Raw genomic sequence first — 18,314 nt, 5'->3', positions numbered from 1 at the left:
TGCACGCGGTTCGTGAACGCAGTATGGCGCAGCTCGGCCGCCCGCTGGAGGTGACGTACTGATGCACGCGGTTCGTGAACGCAGTATGGCGCAGCTCGGCCGCCCGCAGGAGGTGACGTACTGATGCGGGTCATGGCTCAGATGGGCATGGTCATGAACCTCGACAAGTGCATCGGATGCCACACTTGTTCGGTCACGTGCAAGCAGGCGTGGACGAACCGGGCCGGCACCGAGTACGTCTGGTTCAACAACGTCGAGACCAGGCCGGGGCAGGGGTATCCGCGGCGCTACGAGGACCAGGAGCAGTGGCGCGGCGGGTGGACGCTGAACGGCCGCGGCCGGTTGAAGCTGCGAACCGGCAGCCGGCTCAAGCGCCTGTTCACGATCTTCTCGTCGCCCGTGCAACCCGAACTCGACGACTACTACGAGCCGTGGACGTACGACTACCAGACCCTGATCGATGCGCCGCTCGGCGACGACTTCCCCGTCGCCCGCCCGAAGTCGCTCATCACCGGCGAGGACACGAAGATCACCTGGTCCGCCAACTGGGACGACGACCTCGGCGGTGCCAGCGAGCTCGGCCACCTCGACCCGATCGTCGAGAAGGTCCGGCAGGAGTCGGAGCAGGCGATCAAGTTCCAGTTCGAGCAGACCTTCATGTTCTACCTGCCGCGGATCTGCGAGCACTGCCTGAATCCGTCGTGCATGGCCTCGTGCCCGTCGGGCGCGATCTACAAGCGCGAGGAGGACGGCATCGTCCTCGTCGACCAGGACCGCTGCCGCGGTTGGCGGCAGTGCATCACCGGATGCCCCTACAAGAAGATCTACTTCAACCACCGCACCGGCAAGGCCGAGAAATGCACGCTCTGCTACCCGCGGCTCGAGGTCGGCATCCCGACGGTCTGCTCCGAGACGTGCGTGGGGCGCCTGCGCTACCTCGGCCTGTTCCTCTACGACGCCGACCGGGTCACCGAGGCGGCCTCGACGCCCGATGAGCGCGACCTGTACGAGGCGCAGCTCGACCTGATGCTCGACCCGGACGACCCCGAGGTCATCCGGGCCGCGCGCGAGCAGGGCATCCCCGACGACTGGATGGACGCGGCCCGACGCTCCCCGGTGTACGCGCTCGCGAAGCGGTACCGGGTGGCGCTGCCGCTGCACCCGGAGTACCGCACGATGCCGATGGTCTGGTACATCCCGCCGCTCTCCCCCATCGTCGACCTGCTGCGCGACCAGGGGCACGACGCGGAGTCGGCCGGCACGCTCTTCGGCGCGATCGAGGCACTGCGCATCCCGGTCGAGTACCTCGCCGAGCTGTTCACCGCGGGCGACGCCGACCTCGTGACCGGCGTGCTCCGCAAGCTCGCGGCCATGCGGGCGTACCTGCGCGACATCACGCTCGACCGCGGGCGAGACGAGTCGATCCCCGCCGCGGTCGGCATGGACGGATCGACGATGTACGAGATGTACCGGCTCCTCGCCATCGCCAAGTACGACGAACGGTACGTGATCCCGACCGCGCACTACGAACGGGCCCACGAGCTCGAGGAGCTCGGCTGCTCGCTCGACTTCGACGGCGGTCCGTACGAGATCGGCGAGTCGGGGCCGTTCGGCGAGGCATCCGGTCGTCCGGCGCCCGTCGCCGTCGAGACCTTCCACGCGCTGCGCGACCGCCAGACCGCCGAGGGCGGGGCGAGCAGCGAGTCGCTGCGCGGCCGCGTGAACCTCCTCAACTGGGACGGCAACGGCGCCCCGACGGGGCTGTTCCCGCCGCGCGATGCGGGCGCACCGCGGGGCGGGGCGGCATCCGGGGCCGGCGAGCCGCCCGGCGCGTCGAGCGCGTCGTCCGAGGGCGGCCCCCGATGAATCGCGCGGTGGTCTACCAGGCGGCCTCCGTCGCGCTCAGCTACCCCGACGAGCAGGTGCTCGGCCTCGCCGGCCTGATCTCCCGCGCCCTCGTCGAGTCGGCGCCGCAGGCGGCGGCATCCTTCGCGCCCCTGTTGCACTGGTGGGAGACCACACCGGCCGTCGAGGTCCAGCGGACGTACGTCGACGTGTTCGACCTCTCGAAGCGGCACGCGCTCTACCTGTCGTACTGGACCGACGGCGACACGAGACGACGCGGCATGGTGCTCGCCGACTTCAAGCAGCGGTACCGCGATGCGGGCCTGGTGCTCGGGGACGGCGGCGAGCTGCCCGACCACCTGCCGCTCGTGCTGGAGTACGCGCGGCACCGCCCCGACGACGGCGCCGACCTGCTCCAGTCGTACCGCGCGAGCCTCGAGCTCATCCGCATCGCCCTCGCCGAGCGCGGCTCGCCGTACGCGGGCGTGGTCGCCGCCGTGTGCGCCACGTTGCCCGGCCGCTCCCCCGAGGACCGCGCGCAGGCCATGGCCATGGCCGCGCAGGGTCCCCCGAGCGAATCGGTCGGGCTCGACCCGTACGATCCACGCCTCCTGCCGCTCGAACCGACGGGGGGCCGCTGATGGACGTGCTGCTCTGGGGCATCTTCCCGTACGTCATGGTCGCCGTCCTCGTCGGCGGGCTCGTCTGGCGTTACCGGTACGACCAGTTCGGCTGGACCACCCGGTCGTCCCAGCTCTACGAGTCGAGGCTGCTGCGGTACGGGTCGCCGCTGTTCCACTTCGGCATCCTGGTGGTGATCGTCGGGCACGTCGTCGGCCTGTTCATCCCGAAGCAATGGACCGAGGCGGTCGGGGTCACCGAGGAGGTCTACCACGTCATGGCGCTCGGACTCGGCACGGTCGCCGGCATCGCGACCCTCCTCGGCGTCGGCATCCTCATCTACCGTCGCCGCACGACCGGGCCCGTCTTCATGGCGACCACGAAGAACGACAAGGCGATGTACGTCGTGCTCGTTGCGGCGATCATCGCCGGACTCGCCACCACGGTCATCAGCGTGTTCGGCCCGCACGAGGAGGTCACCTACCGGGACACCGTGTCGCCCTGGTTCCGGTCGCTGTTCATCCTCCAGCCCGACGTCCAGTCGATGGCGGCCGCGACCTTCGCGTTCCAGCTGCACACGATCATCGGCATGGTGCTGTTCATGATCTGGCCGTTCACCAGGCTCGTGCACGCGTTCACCGCGCCGGTGCACTACCTGTTCCGGCCGTACATCGTGTACCGCTCGCGCGACGGACGGCCGAGCACGAGTCGCGGCATCCGCCGGGCGTGGGTGCCGATCGGCACCGCCGACCGTACCCGCGACACACGACGCGGCGCAGGGCCCGGCCCCCGCTCGGGCGACCGCGGCACCCCGACCGGAGGGAGACGATGATGTCCGCATCCGCACCCGTACCCGCACCTGCACCCGCCGAGCCGGTCGTGCTCCCGGGCCGTGGCCGGAACCTCGGGCTCGCGCTGCTCGCCTTCACGATCACGTTCTGGGCCTGGAACCTGATCGCGCCGCTCGGCGTGCGCTACGCCGAGGACATCGGACTCGACGCCACGCAGCAGTCGCTGCTCGTCGCGACCCCGGTCATCGTCGGATCGCTCGGCCGGATCGTGACCGGCGCGCTCACCGACCGGTTCGGCGGCCGGCTCATGTTCACCGTGCTCACCGCGTTCTCGGCGATCCCGGTGCTGCTCGTGATGTGGGCCGGCGACGCCGGGTCGTACGCGCTCCTCATCGTCTTCGGCTTTCTGCTCGGCATCGCCGGCACCACGTTCGCGGTCGGCATCCCGTTCGTGAACGCGTGGTACGACCCCGCGAAGCGCGGCTTCGCGACCGGCCTGTTCGGCGCCGGCATGGGCGGAACCGCGCTGTCGGCGTTCTTCACGCCACGGTTCGTGCAGTGGTTCGGCTACGACGCGACGCACTGGATCATCGCGATCGCACTCGTCGTCGTGGCCGCGGTCGTCTGGCTGTTCATGCGGGACGCCCCGACGTGGAAGCCGAGCACGGACAAGGTGCTGCCGAAGCTCGCCGCGGCGTCGAAGCTCGCGGTGACCTGGCAGATGGCGTTCCTGTACGCGATCACGTTCGGCGGATTCGTCGCGTTCTCGACGTACCTGCCGACGTACCTCCACGAGGTGTACTCGTACGATCTCGCCGACGCCGGTGCGCGCACGGCCGGCTTCGCGATCGCCGCCGTGATCGCGCGGCCGCTCGGCGGCATCCTGAGCGACCGGATCGGACCGGCGAAGGTGCTCATGATCTCGCTCGCGGGCACCGCGGTGATGGCGGTCGTCGAGACCTTCGTGCCGCCGCCCGAGATCCCCGCGGGTGTCTCGTTCGTGCTCATGGCCGGGTTCCTCGGCCTCGGCACCGGCGCGGTGTTCACGTGGGTCGCGCAGAAGTCGCCGCCCGAACGCGTCGGCACCGTGACGGGCATCGTCGGGGCCGCCGGCGGCCTCGGCGGCTACTTCCCGCCGCTCGTGATGGGCGCGACGTACAGTGCGACCGGAAACTACGTCCTCGGCCTGCTGCTCCTCTGCGCCGCCGCGCTCGTCGCCCTCGCGTTCACGATCCTCCTCGCGCGCCGGAGCGGATCGACGGCTTCGACGAAGGACTGACCCGCGTCCACCCCCTTCCACGGCGGATGCCTCGTGGGTATCGTCGGGCAGATGGCACGCATCGCAGTCGGCACCGAGAATTCCGCGGAGATCGAACTCCACTACGACGACCAGGGCGAAGGTCGACCGGTCGTCCTGATCCACGGCTTCCCGCTGAACGGCGAGTCGTGGGGCAGGCAGCAGGCGGCCCTGCTCGACGCGGGGTACCGCGTGATCAGCTACGACCGACGCGGGTTCGGGGCATCCGATCACGCGTCGTCGGGCTACGACTACGACACGTTCGCCGCCGACCTGCACGTGCTGATGGAGCACCTCGACCTGCGCGACGCCGTGCTCGTGGGGTTCTCGATGGGCACCGGCGAGGTCGCCCGCTACCTGGCGAGGTACGGCAGCGAGCGCGTGTCGAAGGCCGCGTTCCTCGGCTCGCTCGAGCCCTACCTCCTGAAGGCCGACGACAACCCCGGCGGCGCCGGCCCGATCGAGTTCTTCGAGGGCATCGCGGCATCGGTGCGCGACGACCGGTACGCGTTCCTCACCGGGTTCTTCAGCGACTTCTACAACCTCGACGAGTTCCTCGGCAACCGCATCTCGCAGGAGGCGCTCGATGCGAGCGTCGCGGTCGCGAACCGTGCCGGCAACGCGGCGATCGCCGCCGCGCCGCTCACCTGGCCGACCGACTTCCGGGCCGACATCGCGAAGCTCGACGTGCCGGCGTTCATCCTGCACGGCACGGCCGACCGCATCCTCCCGATCGACGTGACCGCGCGCCGGTTCCGCGAACTGCTGCCGGACGCGGCCTACGTCGAGATCGAGGGTGCGCCGCACGGCCTGCTCTGGACGCACGGCGCCGAGGTGAACGAGGCGCTGCTCGCCTTCCTCGAGGCGTGAGCGCGGCGGGTTGATGGGGGCGCCCGGGTCGATGGCAGCGACCGGCACGGTCACGTCATGACCGTGCGGATGCCCCGCGACCAGCGGCTCGTGCTCGCGATCGCGGTGCTGGCATCGTTCGTCTCGTTCCTCGACGGCACGGTCGTGACCGTGGCGCTGCCCGCGATCCTCGACGAACTCGGCGGCGGGCTCGCGACGCAGCAGTGGGTCGTCGACGCCTACCTCGTCACGCTCGGCGCGCTGATCCTCGTGGCCGGCTCGATCAGCGACGTGTACGGCCGCCTGCTCGTCATCCGCATCGGGCTCGTCGGGTTCGGGCTCACCTCGATCGCGATCGCCGCCGCGCCGACGCCGGAGTTCCTCATCATCGCCCGCGCCCTGCAGGGCGTCGCCGGCGCGCTGCTGGTGCCGAGCTCCCTCGCGCTCATCACCTCGAACTTCCGCGACGAGGCGCAGGCGCGCGCGATCGGCATCTGGACCGCGCTCACGACCGCCGCGATGGTCGCCGGCCCGGTCGTCGGCGGGCTCTTCGTCGACTTCGGGAGCTGGCGATACGCATTCCTCATCAACGTCCTCCCGATCGCGGTGACGCTGTGGCTCACGGTGTCGCTCGCGCGGATCGGCCACCGGGACGTCCGCCGCGAGGGTGCGCGCATCGACTGGCTCGGCGCGGTGCTCTGCACCGTCGGCCTCGGCGGCACGGTCTTCGCGCTGATCGAGGAGCCGAGCTTCGGCTGGTCGTCGCCGGCGATCTGGGTGCCGCTCACCGTCGGGCTCGCCGCATTCGCCGGATTCCTGGTGCGGCAGCGGTTCGCGGCGCAGCCGATGATGCCGCTGTCGCTCTTCCGGGTGCGCAACTTCTGGAGCGGCAACATCACGACGCTGTTCGTCTACGGCGCGCTCTCCCTGAACGGTTTCGTGCTCGGGGTCTACCTGCAGCAGGGGGCGGGCCTGCCCGCCACGCTCGCCGGGCTCGCGACCCTGCCGTCGACGATCCTGATGATCGTGCTCAGCTCGCGGGTCGGCGTCTGGTCGGGCAGGCTCGGCCCGCGCCTGTTCATGACCGTCGGCCCGCTCACCATGGCGGCCGGCGCGCTGCTGCTGCTGACCGTGTCGGAGGACTTCTCGTACTGGTGGCAGGTGCTGCCGAGCGTGCTCGTGTTCGGCTTCGGGCTCACGCTGACCGTGACGCCGCTCACCTCGGCGATCCTCGGCGCGATCGAGCCCGCCCGGTCGGGCATCGCGTCAGCCGTCAACAACGCCGTGTCGCGCGTCGCGGGCCTGCTGGTCATCGCCATGCTGTCGGCCATCGTCGGCGGGCAGCTGGACCTCGACGGATTCCACCGCGCCGCGGTGGTGACGGCCGCGCTGATGGCCGCGGGCGGTGTCGTCTCGTGGATCTGGATCCGCAAGCCCGAGGCGGAGCCCGGCAGCGCGGCGGCGATCGAGGCCGAGTCCGGAGTCGATCCCGAGACCGGAACCGGCCCACTCCGTTAGCATCGAGCCAGCGGATCGATTCGACCGGCGGGGGGGGCCACGATGGAGACGACGTCCGAACGCAGTACGCCTGCCGTGGTGACCGTGCCGATGCTCATCTGGGCCGGCGTCGCGATCGTCGTGCTGGCCTTCGTGGCCGCCTTCCTCGGTGCCTGGCTCGCGCCGACCGGTGATCCGGATGCATCCGGCACGGTCGTCGCCTCGCCGACGCCCGAGGCATCGCCCGACGACGACCTCGAGGCCGACGCCGACGCCCCCACCGAGAGCGAGGTGCTGCCCGCCGGCTCGGACGTCAGGGCGGGCGTCGGGACGCCGTCGGCCGAGTACGGCACCGAGGGCGAGGTGTTCATCGACATCGAGTCGGCGAACCTCTACGTGCACCGCGACGGCGCGTGGGTCTCGGTGGGCAATCTCCGCACCGTGGCGGTCGACCACCTGACCGGGCCGCAGGGCGAACAGGGCGAGCAGGGCGCGGCCGGCGAACAGGGCGCGACCGGTGAGCAGGGCGAGCAGGGCGCGCAGGGCGAGCAGGGCGCGACCGGTGAGCAGGGTGCTCCGGGTGCCGACGGCACGCAGGTACTGCTCGGCACCACGCCGCCCCCGGCCGACGAGGCGTGCGCACCCGAGGGCAGCATCTACATCGACACCACGACGACGGGCTTCTACTCCTGCGCCGAGGGCGCCTGGGTGCGGTCAGGCGCCTGAGCCGGCGGTGCGCCCGAGCGCGCTCCCGCGCAGCGAGGCCGCGAACTCCAGCTTGTCGAGCACCCGCTCGGGGATCACGAACGGGTACAGGTCGCCGTTGCCCATCGAGCGGTTGATCATGTTGAGCGCGATCGAGAGCGGGATCCACACGCCGGTGACGAGATCGCGGAACTGCGCGAACGCGTCGATCCCCGCGACGGTCACGAGCCCGTACTCGCGGGCCGTCTCCACCGTGTCGGCGATGTGCAGGACATGCGCGAACGTCTCGGCGAAGTCCTCGTACGGATGCATCGTGGCGTAGGTCGTGAGGTACGACTCGCGCCAGTCGGCGGGCGGCCCGTCGGCGTAGTGCCGGTCGATCGCGGCCCGGTAGTCGGCGCGCTCGTCGCCGAAGAGCTCGCGGGCCCGGGCGAGCCGGCCGGGGTCGGATTCGACCAGCTGCCACTCGACGTAGTGCCCGACCTCGTGCCGGAAGTGGCCGAGCATCGTGCGGTAGGGCTCGTCGAGCTCGTCGCGCACCCGCTCGCGGTGCGCGTCGTCGCTCTCGGCGAGGTCGATCGTGATGACCCCGTCGGCGTGGCCGATGACGACGGGCTCGTTCGCGCTCGAGAGCAGGTCGAAGCAGAGGCCGTTCAGCGGGTCGCCGTCGGGCCCGCCCTTGCCGACGACGGCGATCCCGAGCCGATCGAGCTCGAACACGAGTGCCCGCTTCGCGCGCTCGGCGACCAGGAAGCGCTCGAGGCCCTCGAGGTCGGCGTCGTTCGGCCTCGTCCGCGTGAGCCAGCAGCTGAAGCACTGGCCGCCGGGCTCATCGGCGAGCCAGGTGCACCCCGAGAGCCCGAGGTTGCGGCACACGTGCCAGGTTGTGCCCGAGGCATCCGTGTACGTCCCGGTGTCGTCGACCGGCACGATCTCGCCCTCGGCGCGCGAGAAGCCGAGCGCGGTGCCGCAGGTCAGGCACACCGAGTTCTCGAAGTACAGGGCATTGCCGCATACGCGACACCGGAAGGCCTTCACGCGGTCGATCGTGGCACAGGCGCCCACCCTGAGCGCGGGGCTTGCGCTCGCGCCGGGTCGCCCTGCCGCCTACTGCGCCGAGGCCTGCCGGTTCCGGTAGGCCTCCAGCGCGCTGATGCCGCCGGCGATCGCCCCGAAGGCCACGGCGCCGATCGGCCAGACGACCCACGAGATGTACCAGGCGTTGCCGATGAAGCTCCAGGCGAGGAACACCGCGGTCAGCGACGGCCAGTAGATCGCGGCGACGACCGAGACGAGGCTGCCCTCCTCGTCGACGCGCCCGGCACGCCGGTCGAGCTGCTCCGAGATCGTGTGCGCCCACGTGCGGGGCAGCAGTATGCCGAGGCCGGTGGCCACGAACACGAGGACCAGCGCGACGCCGACGGTGGTCCAGAAGCCCTGGACGGGCGACCCGACGAGCAGCAGGGCGAAGCCGAGCAGCGGGACGGGCGCGAGCACCCAGAGGGTGATGGCGATGCCCAGGGCTCGGATGCGTGCGCGCTCGTGCGCTTCGCCGAGCGCGGCGGCCCAGCGGCCGACCTCCGGGTCCGGAGTGAAGCGCCCGTCGGCCAGGCGCTCGTACGGGGCGGTCTCCCGCGAGGCGGTGATGGTCAGCGTCACCCCGATGGCGATCAGCACGAGGAGGATCAGGATGCCGATGAACGCCGCGGCGGTCTGGGTGAGCGGCACCAGGCCGTTCTGGGCCGCGACGGTCAGCACCATCAGCACGGCCGGCGAGAGGACGAACAGCACGACGGCGGCCGCGACCCGGAATCGCGTGCGTTCCTTGGCCGCGGCGTACGCCCGCGCCTCCTCCAGGGTGACCACCGGAAGCCGGTCGGCCGGCAAGGTCGATCGCGCGCCGCCTTCCCGTGCCGTGTCCGCCGCGGGGCCCGCGATCGGGGCGGCGACAGATTCCGTACCCGGGGCGAGGTCGGAGGTGATGCCGAGCACCGGCGCGAGCTCGTCGAGGTTGCCGAAGTCGCGGATCACCTGTCCGACCGCCTCGTTCTCGGAGCGGCCCTCGGCGATGAGGCCGGCGTACGCGTCCTCCATCATGCCCCGGAGTTCGGCCTTCGCCTCCAGGAGGCGCGGGGTCTGCGGATACGCGCTGAACATGGTGTCCAGGTATGCGATGACGACGTTCACGGCGTGCCTCCTGCGGCGGGTGCGGTGATGAAGCGGTCGACGACCGCCTTGATGGTGCGCCATTCGTCGACCTTCAGGTCGAGGTGGTCGCGACCGGCATCGGTGATGGCGTAGTACGTGCGCGGCTTGCCCGATGGCGAGATTCCGGGTGACGAGGCGACGAGACCCGTGGCCTCGAGCCGCTTCACGGCCGAGTACAGCGTCGTCTGCTTGATCGCGTAGTCGTCATCGCTGATCGCGGTGATCCGCTGCGCGAGCTCGTACGCGTATGACGGCCCGGCCGCGAGCAGCGACAGCACCATGAGGTCGACGTAGCCGCGGATGGCGTCGGCGCTGATCATGCCCGGCTCCCTCCCACGACGACGTCGGTACTGCGTCGAACATACTACGCCTGAGATAGTACGTCAATCGTGGTTGCTGGATCCCGGTACGGCGCTGCGCGCCGACTCGGCCACCGGGAGCGAGGTCAGCCGATCGCGTCGCCCGCCTCGACGACCGTGAGCCGCTGCGTGGGCCTGGTGAGCGCGACGTAGAGCCGCTTCCACGTCGCCGGCGCGACCTGTTCGGGCAGCGGCGGCACGGCGACCACGACCGCGTCGAACTCGAGGCCCTTCGCCTCGTCGGGCGTGCCGACCCAGAGCCGGTCCGTTCCTGCCTTGGCGAGGTCGTCGTCACCGTCCATCAGGTCGGCCGCCGCCCGGGCGGCCTCAGCGGCCTGCACCTCGCGCAGCGCGCCGAGCAGGCCGAGCGGCGCGATCACGCCGACGGTCCCCGCGTGTCGGCGACGGCGTCGAGCGCCGCCTGCGCCTCGCGCGCGGTCGCGGCGCCGAGCTCGGACGCGTCGACGCGCACGACGTGCGGCTCGTGCTCGCCGTCACGGGCGGACGCGGGCTCGGGGGCATCCGGTTCGACGCGCCGCAGCACGCCGGTCGCGAGCTTCAGGATGCGACCCGGCGTGCGGTAGTTGACGGTCAGGTCGTCGCGCCGCCAGCGCGGCACCTGCGGGTCGAGCAGGCCGGCCCACGTGAAGGCGGAGTCGGTCGCGGTGTACTGGTGCTCGTCGCCGACGAGGGTCATCGAGCGCGTCGGGCAGCGGCGGATCAGCGCGCGCAGCAGCATCGGGCTCGTCTCCTGCGCCTCGTCCACGATGATGTGGCCGTACACCCACTCGCGGTCGTGCATCGCCCGCTCGGCGGGCGTGCGGTCGTCGCCGAGCACCTGCCGGTCGGCGAGCACCTCTGCTGCCACGATCGAGACCGGTGCGGCCTCGTCGTCTTCGTGCGCGTCGGCGTCGGCGACCATGTCGAGCACGTGCTGCGCGTACGCGACGTCGGTGAGCCGGTCGGCCTGCGCGCGGGCGCGGGCGGCCGCTCCGGGGCGCGGGTCCTCCCCGAGGAGCTCGGCGATCTCGTCGACGAGCGGCACGTCGGCCACGGTGACCGGATGCCCCGGCGCCCGCAGCAGCACGCCGCGCAGGGCCGGATCGAGGTCGGGGAACGCCCGGTCGAACCGGGCCGGGTCGCTGAAGAGGTCGCGCACGACGTCGACCGGGTCGAGCAACGGCCAGAGCTCGTCGAAGAGCTCCTGCACGGCAGGGTCCTCGGCCCAGTCGGCGCGCCGCTCGGCGTCGTCCATGCTCGACGGGCCGTGCTCGGCGTCCTCGAGCCGCAGGATCTCGGTGAGCAGCGCCTTCTCGAACTGCGGCCGCGCCCGATTGTGCGCGACGCCGCCCGCGCGGCCGCGCGTGCGCACGCGCCGAAGCAGCTGACCGTCGAGCGTCATCGGCTTCATGCCGGCCGGATGCAGCATGCGGCGGCCGCCGTCGGCGGGCACCTGGTAGCCGCGGACGACCTCCTTCAGCACCGGGACGAGGTCGAGCCGTCCCTTGAACTCGGCCGCGGCCGGGGCATCCGTCGCCGTCGCGACCAGGCCCGGCACCAGCGTGCCCGGGGTCATCAGCACGGCCGCGTCCTCGCCGAGCGACGGGAGCACCTGGCCGATGTAGTCGAGGAAGCGGGCGTTCGGACCGACGATGAGCACGACCGACTTCGCGAGCCGGTTGCGGTGCTCGTACAGCAGGTAGGCCGCGCGATGCAGCGCCACCGCCGTCTTGCCGGTGCCGGGGCCGCCCTGCACGACGAGCGTGCCGGGCAGCGCGCCGCGGATGATCGCGTCCTGCTCGCGCTGGATCGTGCCGACGATGTCGCCCATGTGCGCGGTGCGCGGGCGGTCGAGCGCGGCCATCAGCGCGGCGTCGCGGCTGTCGGTCTCGCCGAGGTCATCGGCGCGCAGCGCCTCGTCGTAGACCGCCGTGACCCTGCGGTCGGTCGCGGTGATGCGGCGGCGGGCGCGAAGGCCCTCGCGGTGCAGCGGCGTCGCGGTGTAGAAGGCGCGCGCGACGGGCGCCCGCCAGTCGACGAGCAGCCGCTCGCCGTCGTCGGGGTCGCTCAGCCCGATGCGGCCGATGCGGAACCGCTCTCCCTCGTCGTTCTCGACGCCGCCGAACAGCAACCCGTACTGCGCGGCGCGCAGGCCCTGGAGCCGCTGCGCGTGATGCGCGACCATCGCGTCGCGCTCGGTCAGGTCGAGGCCCTCGGTCGGCCGGCCGAGCGCCGCCGAGAGTTGCGACTGCTCATGCTCGAGGAGCTGGGCGACGACCTCGCGGATGCGGTCGAGCGCCGCCTGTTCCTCGGCGACTGGCGTGGTGGGCAGGATGCTGCTGATGACGGTTCCCCTCGTACGACAGGACCGTCGATTCTATCGTGCCGGGGAGGTCCCGCCGGCAGCGGCGCAACTCCGGAACCCGTCTGCGGCACGCCGCGTCCTGCGCGCGCGGACGCGGCGATCCGTGCGCCGGCTCCGGAGTTCGGGCGCTCGTTCCGCAGGCTGCGCGTTCTTCCCCTACGCCTTGCCGATGGCGAGCCACCCGTCGGGCCCGTCGAGCCTCCGGTCGGCGGGCGAAGCGCCGCTCGCGGCGGTGCCGTCGCGCATGGCCTGGAGCTGCCGGTTGATGTCGGCGTTCGCCGACAGCGATGCGAGCTGCCGCTCGATGTCGGCGTCGGGCGCGGCCGTCAGGTCGGCGAGCGCGCCACTCGCGAGCAGCTCGTTGGTGGCCGCCGCGCGAGCCTGCATCTCGGCGACGCGGTCGCGCGCGCGGTCGAGGCTCGAGCCGACGTCCTCGATGGTCGAGCTGATGCCGGAGACCGCCTCGTTCGCGCGCACCTGCGCCTCCGACGCGGTGTAGGTCGCCTTGATGGTCTCCTTCTCGATGCGGAATGCGGCGACCTGGTCGGTGAGCCGGCGCTCGCGGTCCTGCAGCTGCGCGGTCTGCTGCTCGAGCGACGAGTACTGCTTCTGCAGGTTCGCGACCTGCCCCTCGAGCATCGCCCGCCGTTCGAGGGCTGCACGCGCGAGGTCTTCGCGGCCCTGCGCGAGCGCCTCCGCGGCCTGCGCGCCGAGCTTCTGGAAGCGCGCGCCCATCTCCTGACCCTGCAGCTCGATGCGCTTCTTCGCGGTCGCGACCTCGGCGACGGCCTGACGAACCTGCTGGAGCAGTTTCACCTGCTGGTCGTAACTGTCGTCGAGGGTGTCGCGCGGATCCTCGAGCTTGTCGAGCGCCTTGTTGGTCTTGGTGCGGAAGATCGTCTTGACCCGCGAGGAGTTGGTGCTGCTCATGGTCGGTTCCCTTGCTCGTGGACGGTGTCGTGAGGCGTGTCGTGAACGGTGGTCAGGTGCGCGGCGGCTGCTGCCGGAGCGGTGTCGGCGACGCCGGTCGCGTCGGTGCCGCCTCCGGCTGCGACGGCGCCGGGTCGAGGCCGTCGCGGCGGTTGAACGCGCGAAGCTGCTCGACGCCCGCGCGGAGCGCGGCGACCTCGTGGTCGACCTCGCGGTCGAGGGCGCCGAGCGCGTCGTCTGAGGTGTCGGAGAACCCGGATGCCACCGCGCCGCGCACGCGGCGGACCAGGTGCTCGACCTGCTCGACCCGGGCCCTTGCGGCGGTGAGCTCGGCCGCGAGCGCGGCGGCATCCGTCTCGCTCTCCATGAGCCGAAGCTGCAGGTCGAGGGCGGCGCCCTGTTCGGCGACGCGGCTGAACAGCCGCGGGATCTCGCGGAGCCGGTCGTCGCCGGCGGCGAGTTCGACGGCGGCGCGACCGCTCCGCAGCGACTCGTCGAGCCGGACCCGCAGGGCGAGCACGGTGCGCTGCGGTCCGCGGCTCACGCGGGCCCTGGTGCGCAGGGAGGCGCCGCTGGCGACCCGGTTGCGCCGGTAGCGGCGGTACAGCGATCGCAGGACGAGCGCGATCGTGAGCATGGCCGCGAACGACAGCAGCACGATCACGCCGAGCCCGATCAGCACGACCTCGATGCCGCTCATCCGCCTCACCCCCTGATCGCAATGCGTTTCGGGCACCGTCGCCGAAACGCGATATAACGCGTGTTGCCCAAGATACGCGGTCGCGCGCGATCCGTCTGCCCCCAGTTCGGATTCGCAGCACGCACGCAGGTTCGGAGAACTTCCCGACGACCCTTCCCCACGACGCACGGAATCTAACTAGAATTCGAAACGATGAGCAACGCAGCGGATGCCACGCCGACGATCAGCAAGTCGGCGCGCACGCGCGAGCGCATCCTCGACGCCGCAGCGCACGTGCTCAGCCGCAAGGGCTACGCGGGCACCCGGCTCGTCGACGTCGCCGCCCACGCGGGCCTGCAGGCGCCCGCGATCTACTACCACTTCGGCTCGCGTGACGAGCTCATCGAGGAGGTCATGTGGGTCGGTGCCGCACGCGTGCACGCCCACGTCATCGACGAACTCGAGGCGCTCCCGGCCGGCACGACGCCGCTCGACCGCATCCTCGCCGCGGTCGAAGGGCACCTGCGGTACGAGCTGCTCATCTCCGACTACACGACCGCGTCGATCCGCAACGCGAACCAGGTGCCCGAGGGCATCCGAGCGAAGGCCGCGGCCGAGGAGGCCGCCTACGCCCGCCTGTGGCGCGACCTCTTCACCGCCGCGCAGGATGCCGGGCAGCTGCGCGCCGACCTCGACCTCGCGGTCTCGCGCATGCTGCTGCTCGGCGCGATGAACTGGGCCGCGGAGTGGTGGAACCCCCGCCACCGCACGCTCGAAGACCTCGTGTCGGCCACGCAGGACCTCGTGCGCCACGGCATGTCGCCCGACCCGCGGTAGGGCGAGCCGCAACCCGCGGCGGGGCGCGGCGCGCAGCGCGGGCCGGGGCGCGGCGGAGGCATCCGACGAGGGGTGTCGCCCGGCGGCGTGCGGAGCTGGTGGACGAATCCGCCGGGCGAGCCTGTGGCGGTGGGCGCTACGCGACCACCGGTTCGCCGAAGAGCGCGAGGCGGCTGCGCAGCACGTCCTCGGCCTCCTCGACGATGCGTCGGACGACGTCGCCCGCCGTCGGGATGTCGCGGATGATGCCCTGCACCAGCCCGACCGTCCAGATGCCGGCGTCGAGGTCGCCGTCCTCGAAGACCCTGCGCCCGCGGGCGCCGGCGACGAGCGGTTGCACGTCGGGGAACTGCCCGCCCGCGGCGAGGATCTCGACGACCTCGTCGCTGACCGCGTTCTTGGCGACGCGGGCCGTGTTGCGCAGGCTCCGGAAGATGAGGTTCGTGTCGAGCTCGGATGCCTCGACGATGCGCTCCTTCACCTCCTGCGCGATCGGCGACTCGACGGTGCACATGAACCGCGAGCCCATGTTCACGCCGTCGGCGCCGAGCGCGAGCGCGGCCGCCAGGCCCCGGCCGTCGGCGAAGCCGCCCGACGCGATGAACGGGATCGTGAGCGCGTCGGCGGCGGCGGGGATCAGCACGAGGCCGGGCACGTCGTCCTCGCCCGGATGCCCCGCGCACTCGAAGCCGTCGATCGACACGGCCGTGACGCCGAGGCGCTCGGCCTTCAGCGCGTGCCGGACGCTCGTGCACTTGTGGATCACCTTGATGCCGTGGGGTGCGAACGCCTCGACGTGGGGCTCGGGGTTCGACCCCGCCGTCTCGACGATCGTGACGCCCGCGTCGATGATCGCGCGCCGGTACTCGTCGTAGGGCGGCGGGTTGATCGACGGCAGGATCGTGAGGTTGACCCCGATCGGCTTGTCCGTGAGCGCGCGGGCGCGCTCGACCTCCTTCACGAGGTCGGCGGGCGTCGGCTGGGTCAGCGCGGTGATGATGCCGAGGCCGCCGGCCTCGGAGACCGCGGCGGCCAGCTCGGCGCGGCCGACCCACATCATCCCGCCCTGCACGACGGGGTGCTCGATGCCGACCGCCTCGGTGAACCTGGTCCGGAGCATCCTTCTCCCCTACTCGTAGGTCTCGCCGGCGGCGGCGCGGGCGACGAGCGACTCGGGCGGCAGGAACCGGTCGCCGTACGCGGCCGCGAGTTCGCGCGCACGGTCGACGAAGCCCTGCAGCCCGCCCTCGTACTGGTTGACGTACTGGAGTACGCCGCCCGTCCAGGCCGGGAAGCCGATGCCGTAGATCGAGCCGATGTTCGCGTCGGGCACGCTCGTGAGCACGCCGTCGTCGAGGCACCGGATGGTGTCGATCGCCTCGGCGAAGAGCATCCGCTCCTCGAGGTCCTTCAGCGGCAGCTCGGTGCGACCCGAGCCGAACTGTTCGCGTAGCCCCGGCCAGATGCCGACCCGCTTGCCCTGCTCGTCGTAGTCGTAGAACCCGGCCCGTGCCTTGCGGCCCGTGCGGCCGGCGTCGTCGATCATCCAGTCGACCACCGCGTGCGACGGGTGCACGGCGTACTCGCCGCCCTCGGCGACGACCGCGGCCTGCGTCTCGTGCCGGATCTTCTGCGTGAGCGACAGCGTGAGCTCGTCGAGCAGCTGGAGCGCGCCGGCGGGGTATCCGGCCTGCAGCGCCGCCTGCTCGACCGACGCGGGCTCGACGCCCTCGCCGACGGCGGCGACCGCCTCGGCGATGAACTCGCCGATGACCCGCGAGGTGAAGAACCCGCGCGCGTCGTTCACGACGATGGGCATCTTGCGGATCTGCTGCACGAAGTCGAACGTCTTCGCGAGCACCTCGTCGCTCGTGCGGGCACCGCGGACGATCTCGACGAGCGGCATCTTGTCGACCGGTGAGAAGAAGTGGATGCCGATGAAGTCGGGCGTGCGCAAGACTCCCTCGGCGAGCAGCGAGATCGGCAGGGTCGAGGTGTTCGAGCCGAGCACGGCGTCGGGTTCGACGACGTCCTGGATCTCGGCGAACACGGCCTGCTTCACCGGCACCGACTCGAAGACGGCCTCGATCACGAAGTCGACGCCCGCGAAGTCGGCGGGGTCGCCCGTCGCCGTGATGCGGCCGAGGAGCTCGGCGCTGCGCTCGGCGGTCGTCTTGCCGCGGGCGAGGGCGCGCTCCTCGAGGTTGCGCGAGTAGTCCTTGCCCCGCTCGGCGGCCTCGGCCGAGACATCCTTCAGCACGACCTCGATGCCCGCCTTCGCCGAGACGTACGCGATCGCGGCGCCCATCATGCCGGCGCCGATCACGCCGACCTTGCGGGCGGTGTACTTCGGGAACCCGTCGGGGCGGCTGCCGCCCGCGTTGATGTGCTGGAGGTCGAAGAAGAACGCCTTGATCATGTTCTTCGCGACCTGGGTGTGCGTCAGCGACACGAGGTAGCGCGTCTCGATCTTGGATGCGGTGTCGAAGTCGACGTACGCGCCCTCGACCGCGGCGGCCATCGCCGCCCGCGGCGCCGGCATCGGCGACCCCTTGAGCTGCTTGCGCAGCGTCGCGGGCATGGCCGGCAGCAGCGAGGCGACGCCGGGGCTGTTCGGCGCACCGCCGGGCAGCTTGAATCCGCGGACGTCCCACGGCTTGACCGCCTCGGGGTTGGCCGCGATCCAGGCCTTCGCCGCGGGCACGAGCTCGTCGGGGCTCGCGACGACCTCGTCGACGAGTCCGACCGCGAGCGCGTCGGTCGGCGAGAACTTCGTGCCGGGCAGGATCACCTCGGCGAGCGCGCGCTGCAGTCCGAGCATGCGCACGAGGCGCGTGATGCCGCCGCCGCCGGGCAGGAGCCCCAGCGTGACCTCGGGCACGCCGAACTGGGCGCCCTTCGCGTCGACCGCGATGCGGCGGTGGCAGGCGAGCGCGACCTCGAGGCCGCCGCCGAGCGCGGTGCCGTTGAGCACGGCGACGACGGGCTTGCCGAGCAGCTCGAGGCGGCGCAGGTCGTGCTTGACCGCGTCGATGTGGGCGGTCTCCTCGGCCGACCGCGCCGGGTCTGCGGCACGGAGCAGGTTGAGGTCGCCGCCCGCGAACCAGCTGCGCTTCGCCGAGGCGAGGATGACGCCGGTGATGCTCTCGCGCTCCGCCTCGAGCCGGTCGACCGTGGCGCGCATCGACGCGACGAAGTGCGCGTTCATGGTGTTGACGACGCTGTCGGGGTCGTCGATCGTGATCGTGACGATGCCGTCGTCGTCGCGGTCCCACGCGTAGCCGGCCGGGTCGGCGCGGACGTCGTGTTCGATGATGCTCATCGGGTTCCC

Annotated in this window: 17 protein-coding genes; 8 read left to right on the top strand and 9 right to left on the bottom strand. The window is 71.7% G+C overall.

Going from position 1 to position 18,314, the window contains the following annotated elements:
* The first annotated feature begins 123 nt into the window (after positions 1-123).
* The 7 genes from narH to ELQ40_RS03745 are packed head-to-tail and all read left to right on the top strand — an operon-like array spanning position 124 to position 7,626.
* Positions 124-1,866 carry a nitrate reductase subunit beta gene (gene narH / locus ELQ40_RS03775; protein WP_127792482.1) on the top strand — a complete coding sequence of 581 codons (1,743 nt, stop codon included), beginning with the start codon at positions 124-126 and terminating at the stop codon, positions 1,864-1,866.
* Positions 1,863-2,486: a nitrate reductase molybdenum cofactor assembly chaperone gene (gene narJ / locus ELQ40_RS03770; protein WP_127792481.1), complete on the top strand. Its 624-nt coding sequence runs from the start codon at positions 1,863-1,865 to the stop codon at positions 2,484-2,486. Before narH ends, narJ begins: the two co-directional genes overlap by 4 nt.
* The gene (gene narI / locus ELQ40_RS03765) at positions 2,486-3,298 is read left to right on the top strand and encodes a respiratory nitrate reductase subunit gamma (RefSeq protein ID WP_127792480.1); all 813 of its coding nucleotides are present in this window, start codon (positions 2,486-2,488) and stop codon (positions 3,296-3,298) included. Before narJ ends, narI begins: the two co-directional genes overlap by 1 nt.
* Positions 3,298-4,536, top strand: a complete 1,239-nt coding sequence (locus ELQ40_RS03760) for a NarK/NasA family nitrate transporter (protein ID WP_127792479.1) — start codon at positions 3,298-3,300, stop codon at positions 4,534-4,536. Before narI ends, ELQ40_RS03760 begins: the two co-directional genes overlap by 1 nt.
* A gap of 51 nt (positions 4,537-4,587) precedes the next feature.
* Positions 4,588-5,424 (top strand): alpha/beta fold hydrolase, encoded by an 837-nt coding sequence (locus ELQ40_RS03755; protein ID WP_127792478.1) that lies wholly within the window; start codon positions 4,588-4,590, stop codon positions 5,422-5,424.
* 57 nt (positions 5,425-5,481) lie between these two features.
* The gene (locus ELQ40_RS03750; RefSeq protein ID WP_127792477.1) at positions 5,482-6,921 is read left to right on the top strand and encodes an MFS transporter; all 1,440 of its coding nucleotides are present in this window, start codon (positions 5,482-5,484) and stop codon (positions 6,919-6,921) included.
* Positions 6,922-6,963: 42 nt separating this feature from the next.
* Complete coding sequence (locus ELQ40_RS03745; protein WP_127792476.1) at positions 6,964-7,626, top strand: collagen-like protein; 663 nt, start codon at positions 6,964-6,966, stop codon at positions 7,624-7,626.
* Here ELQ40_RS03745 and ELQ40_RS03740 read toward each other — a convergent pair.
* From ELQ40_RS03740 to ELQ40_RS03710, 7 genes are all read right to left on the bottom strand, one after another.
* Positions 7,615-8,643, bottom strand: a complete 1,029-nt coding sequence (locus ELQ40_RS03740) for a putative zinc-binding metallopeptidase (protein ID WP_127792475.1) — start codon at positions 8,641-8,643, stop codon at positions 7,615-7,617. The two genes, ELQ40_RS03745 and ELQ40_RS03740, sit on opposite strands and share 12 nt — an antisense overlap.
* A gap of 69 nt (positions 8,644-8,712) precedes the next feature.
* On the bottom strand, positions 8,713-9,792 hold the full coding sequence (locus ELQ40_RS03735) for a permease prefix domain 1-containing protein (RefSeq protein WP_127792474.1): 1,080 nt from the start codon (positions 9,790-9,792) through the stop codon (positions 8,713-8,715).
* Positions 9,789-10,133, bottom strand: a complete 345-nt coding sequence (locus ELQ40_RS03730; RefSeq protein WP_127792473.1) for a PadR family transcriptional regulator — start codon at positions 10,131-10,133, stop codon at positions 9,789-9,791. The genes ELQ40_RS03735 and ELQ40_RS03730 overlap by 4 nt, the downstream gene beginning before the upstream one ends.
* A gap of 125 nt (positions 10,134-10,258) precedes the next feature.
* Positions 10,259-10,552: an ATP-binding domain-containing protein gene (locus ELQ40_RS03725; protein WP_127792472.1), complete on the bottom strand. Its 294-nt coding sequence runs from the start codon at positions 10,550-10,552 to the stop codon at positions 10,259-10,261.
* A complete protein-coding gene (locus ELQ40_RS03720; RefSeq protein ID WP_127792471.1) occupies positions 10,549-12,357 on the bottom strand; it encodes an AAA family ATPase in 1,809 nt (602 codons plus the stop codon). The genes ELQ40_RS03725 and ELQ40_RS03720 overlap by 4 nt, the downstream gene beginning before the upstream one ends.
* A 336-nt stretch (positions 12,358-12,693) precedes the next feature.
* Positions 12,694-13,467 (bottom strand): PspA/IM30 family protein, encoded by a 774-nt coding sequence (locus ELQ40_RS03715; protein WP_127792470.1) that lies wholly within the window; start codon positions 13,465-13,467, stop codon positions 12,694-12,696.
* Between the two features lie 52 nt (positions 13,468-13,519).
* On the bottom strand, positions 13,520-14,167 hold the full coding sequence (locus tag ELQ40_RS03710; RefSeq protein ID WP_127792469.1) for a hypothetical protein: 648 nt from the start codon (positions 14,165-14,167) through the stop codon (positions 13,520-13,522).
* Positions 14,168-14,359: 192 nt separating this feature from the next.
* Here ELQ40_RS03710 and ELQ40_RS03705 point away from each other — a divergent pair, with 192 nt between their 5' ends.
* Positions 14,360-14,983 (top strand): TetR/AcrR family transcriptional regulator, encoded by a 624-nt coding sequence (locus ELQ40_RS03705; RefSeq protein ID WP_127792468.1) that lies wholly within the window; start codon positions 14,360-14,362, stop codon positions 14,981-14,983.
* 136 nt (positions 14,984-15,119) lie between these two features.
* Here the strand turns inward: ELQ40_RS03705 and ELQ40_RS03700 are convergent, their stop codons facing one another.
* Together ELQ40_RS03700 and ELQ40_RS03695 are read right to left on the bottom strand one after the other, a co-directional pair.
* Positions 15,120-16,103, bottom strand: coding sequence for a nitronate monooxygenase family protein (locus ELQ40_RS03700; protein WP_127792467.1), 984 nt, complete (start codon positions 16,101-16,103; stop codon positions 15,120-15,122).
* Positions 16,104-16,112: 9 nt separating this feature from the next.
* On the bottom strand, positions 16,113-18,305 hold the full coding sequence (locus tag ELQ40_RS03695) for a 3-hydroxyacyl-CoA dehydrogenase NAD-binding domain-containing protein (RefSeq protein WP_127792466.1): 2,193 nt from the start codon (positions 18,303-18,305) through the stop codon (positions 16,113-16,115).
* Positions 18,306-18,314 lie beyond the last annotated feature (9 nt).

The sequence above is a fragment of the Agromyces sp. LHK192 genome (assembly GCF_004006235.1).
GTDB lineage: Bacteria > Actinomycetota > Actinomycetes > Actinomycetales > Microbacteriaceae > Agromyces.
This window is presented reverse-complemented; position numbering and strand designations above follow the sequence as displayed.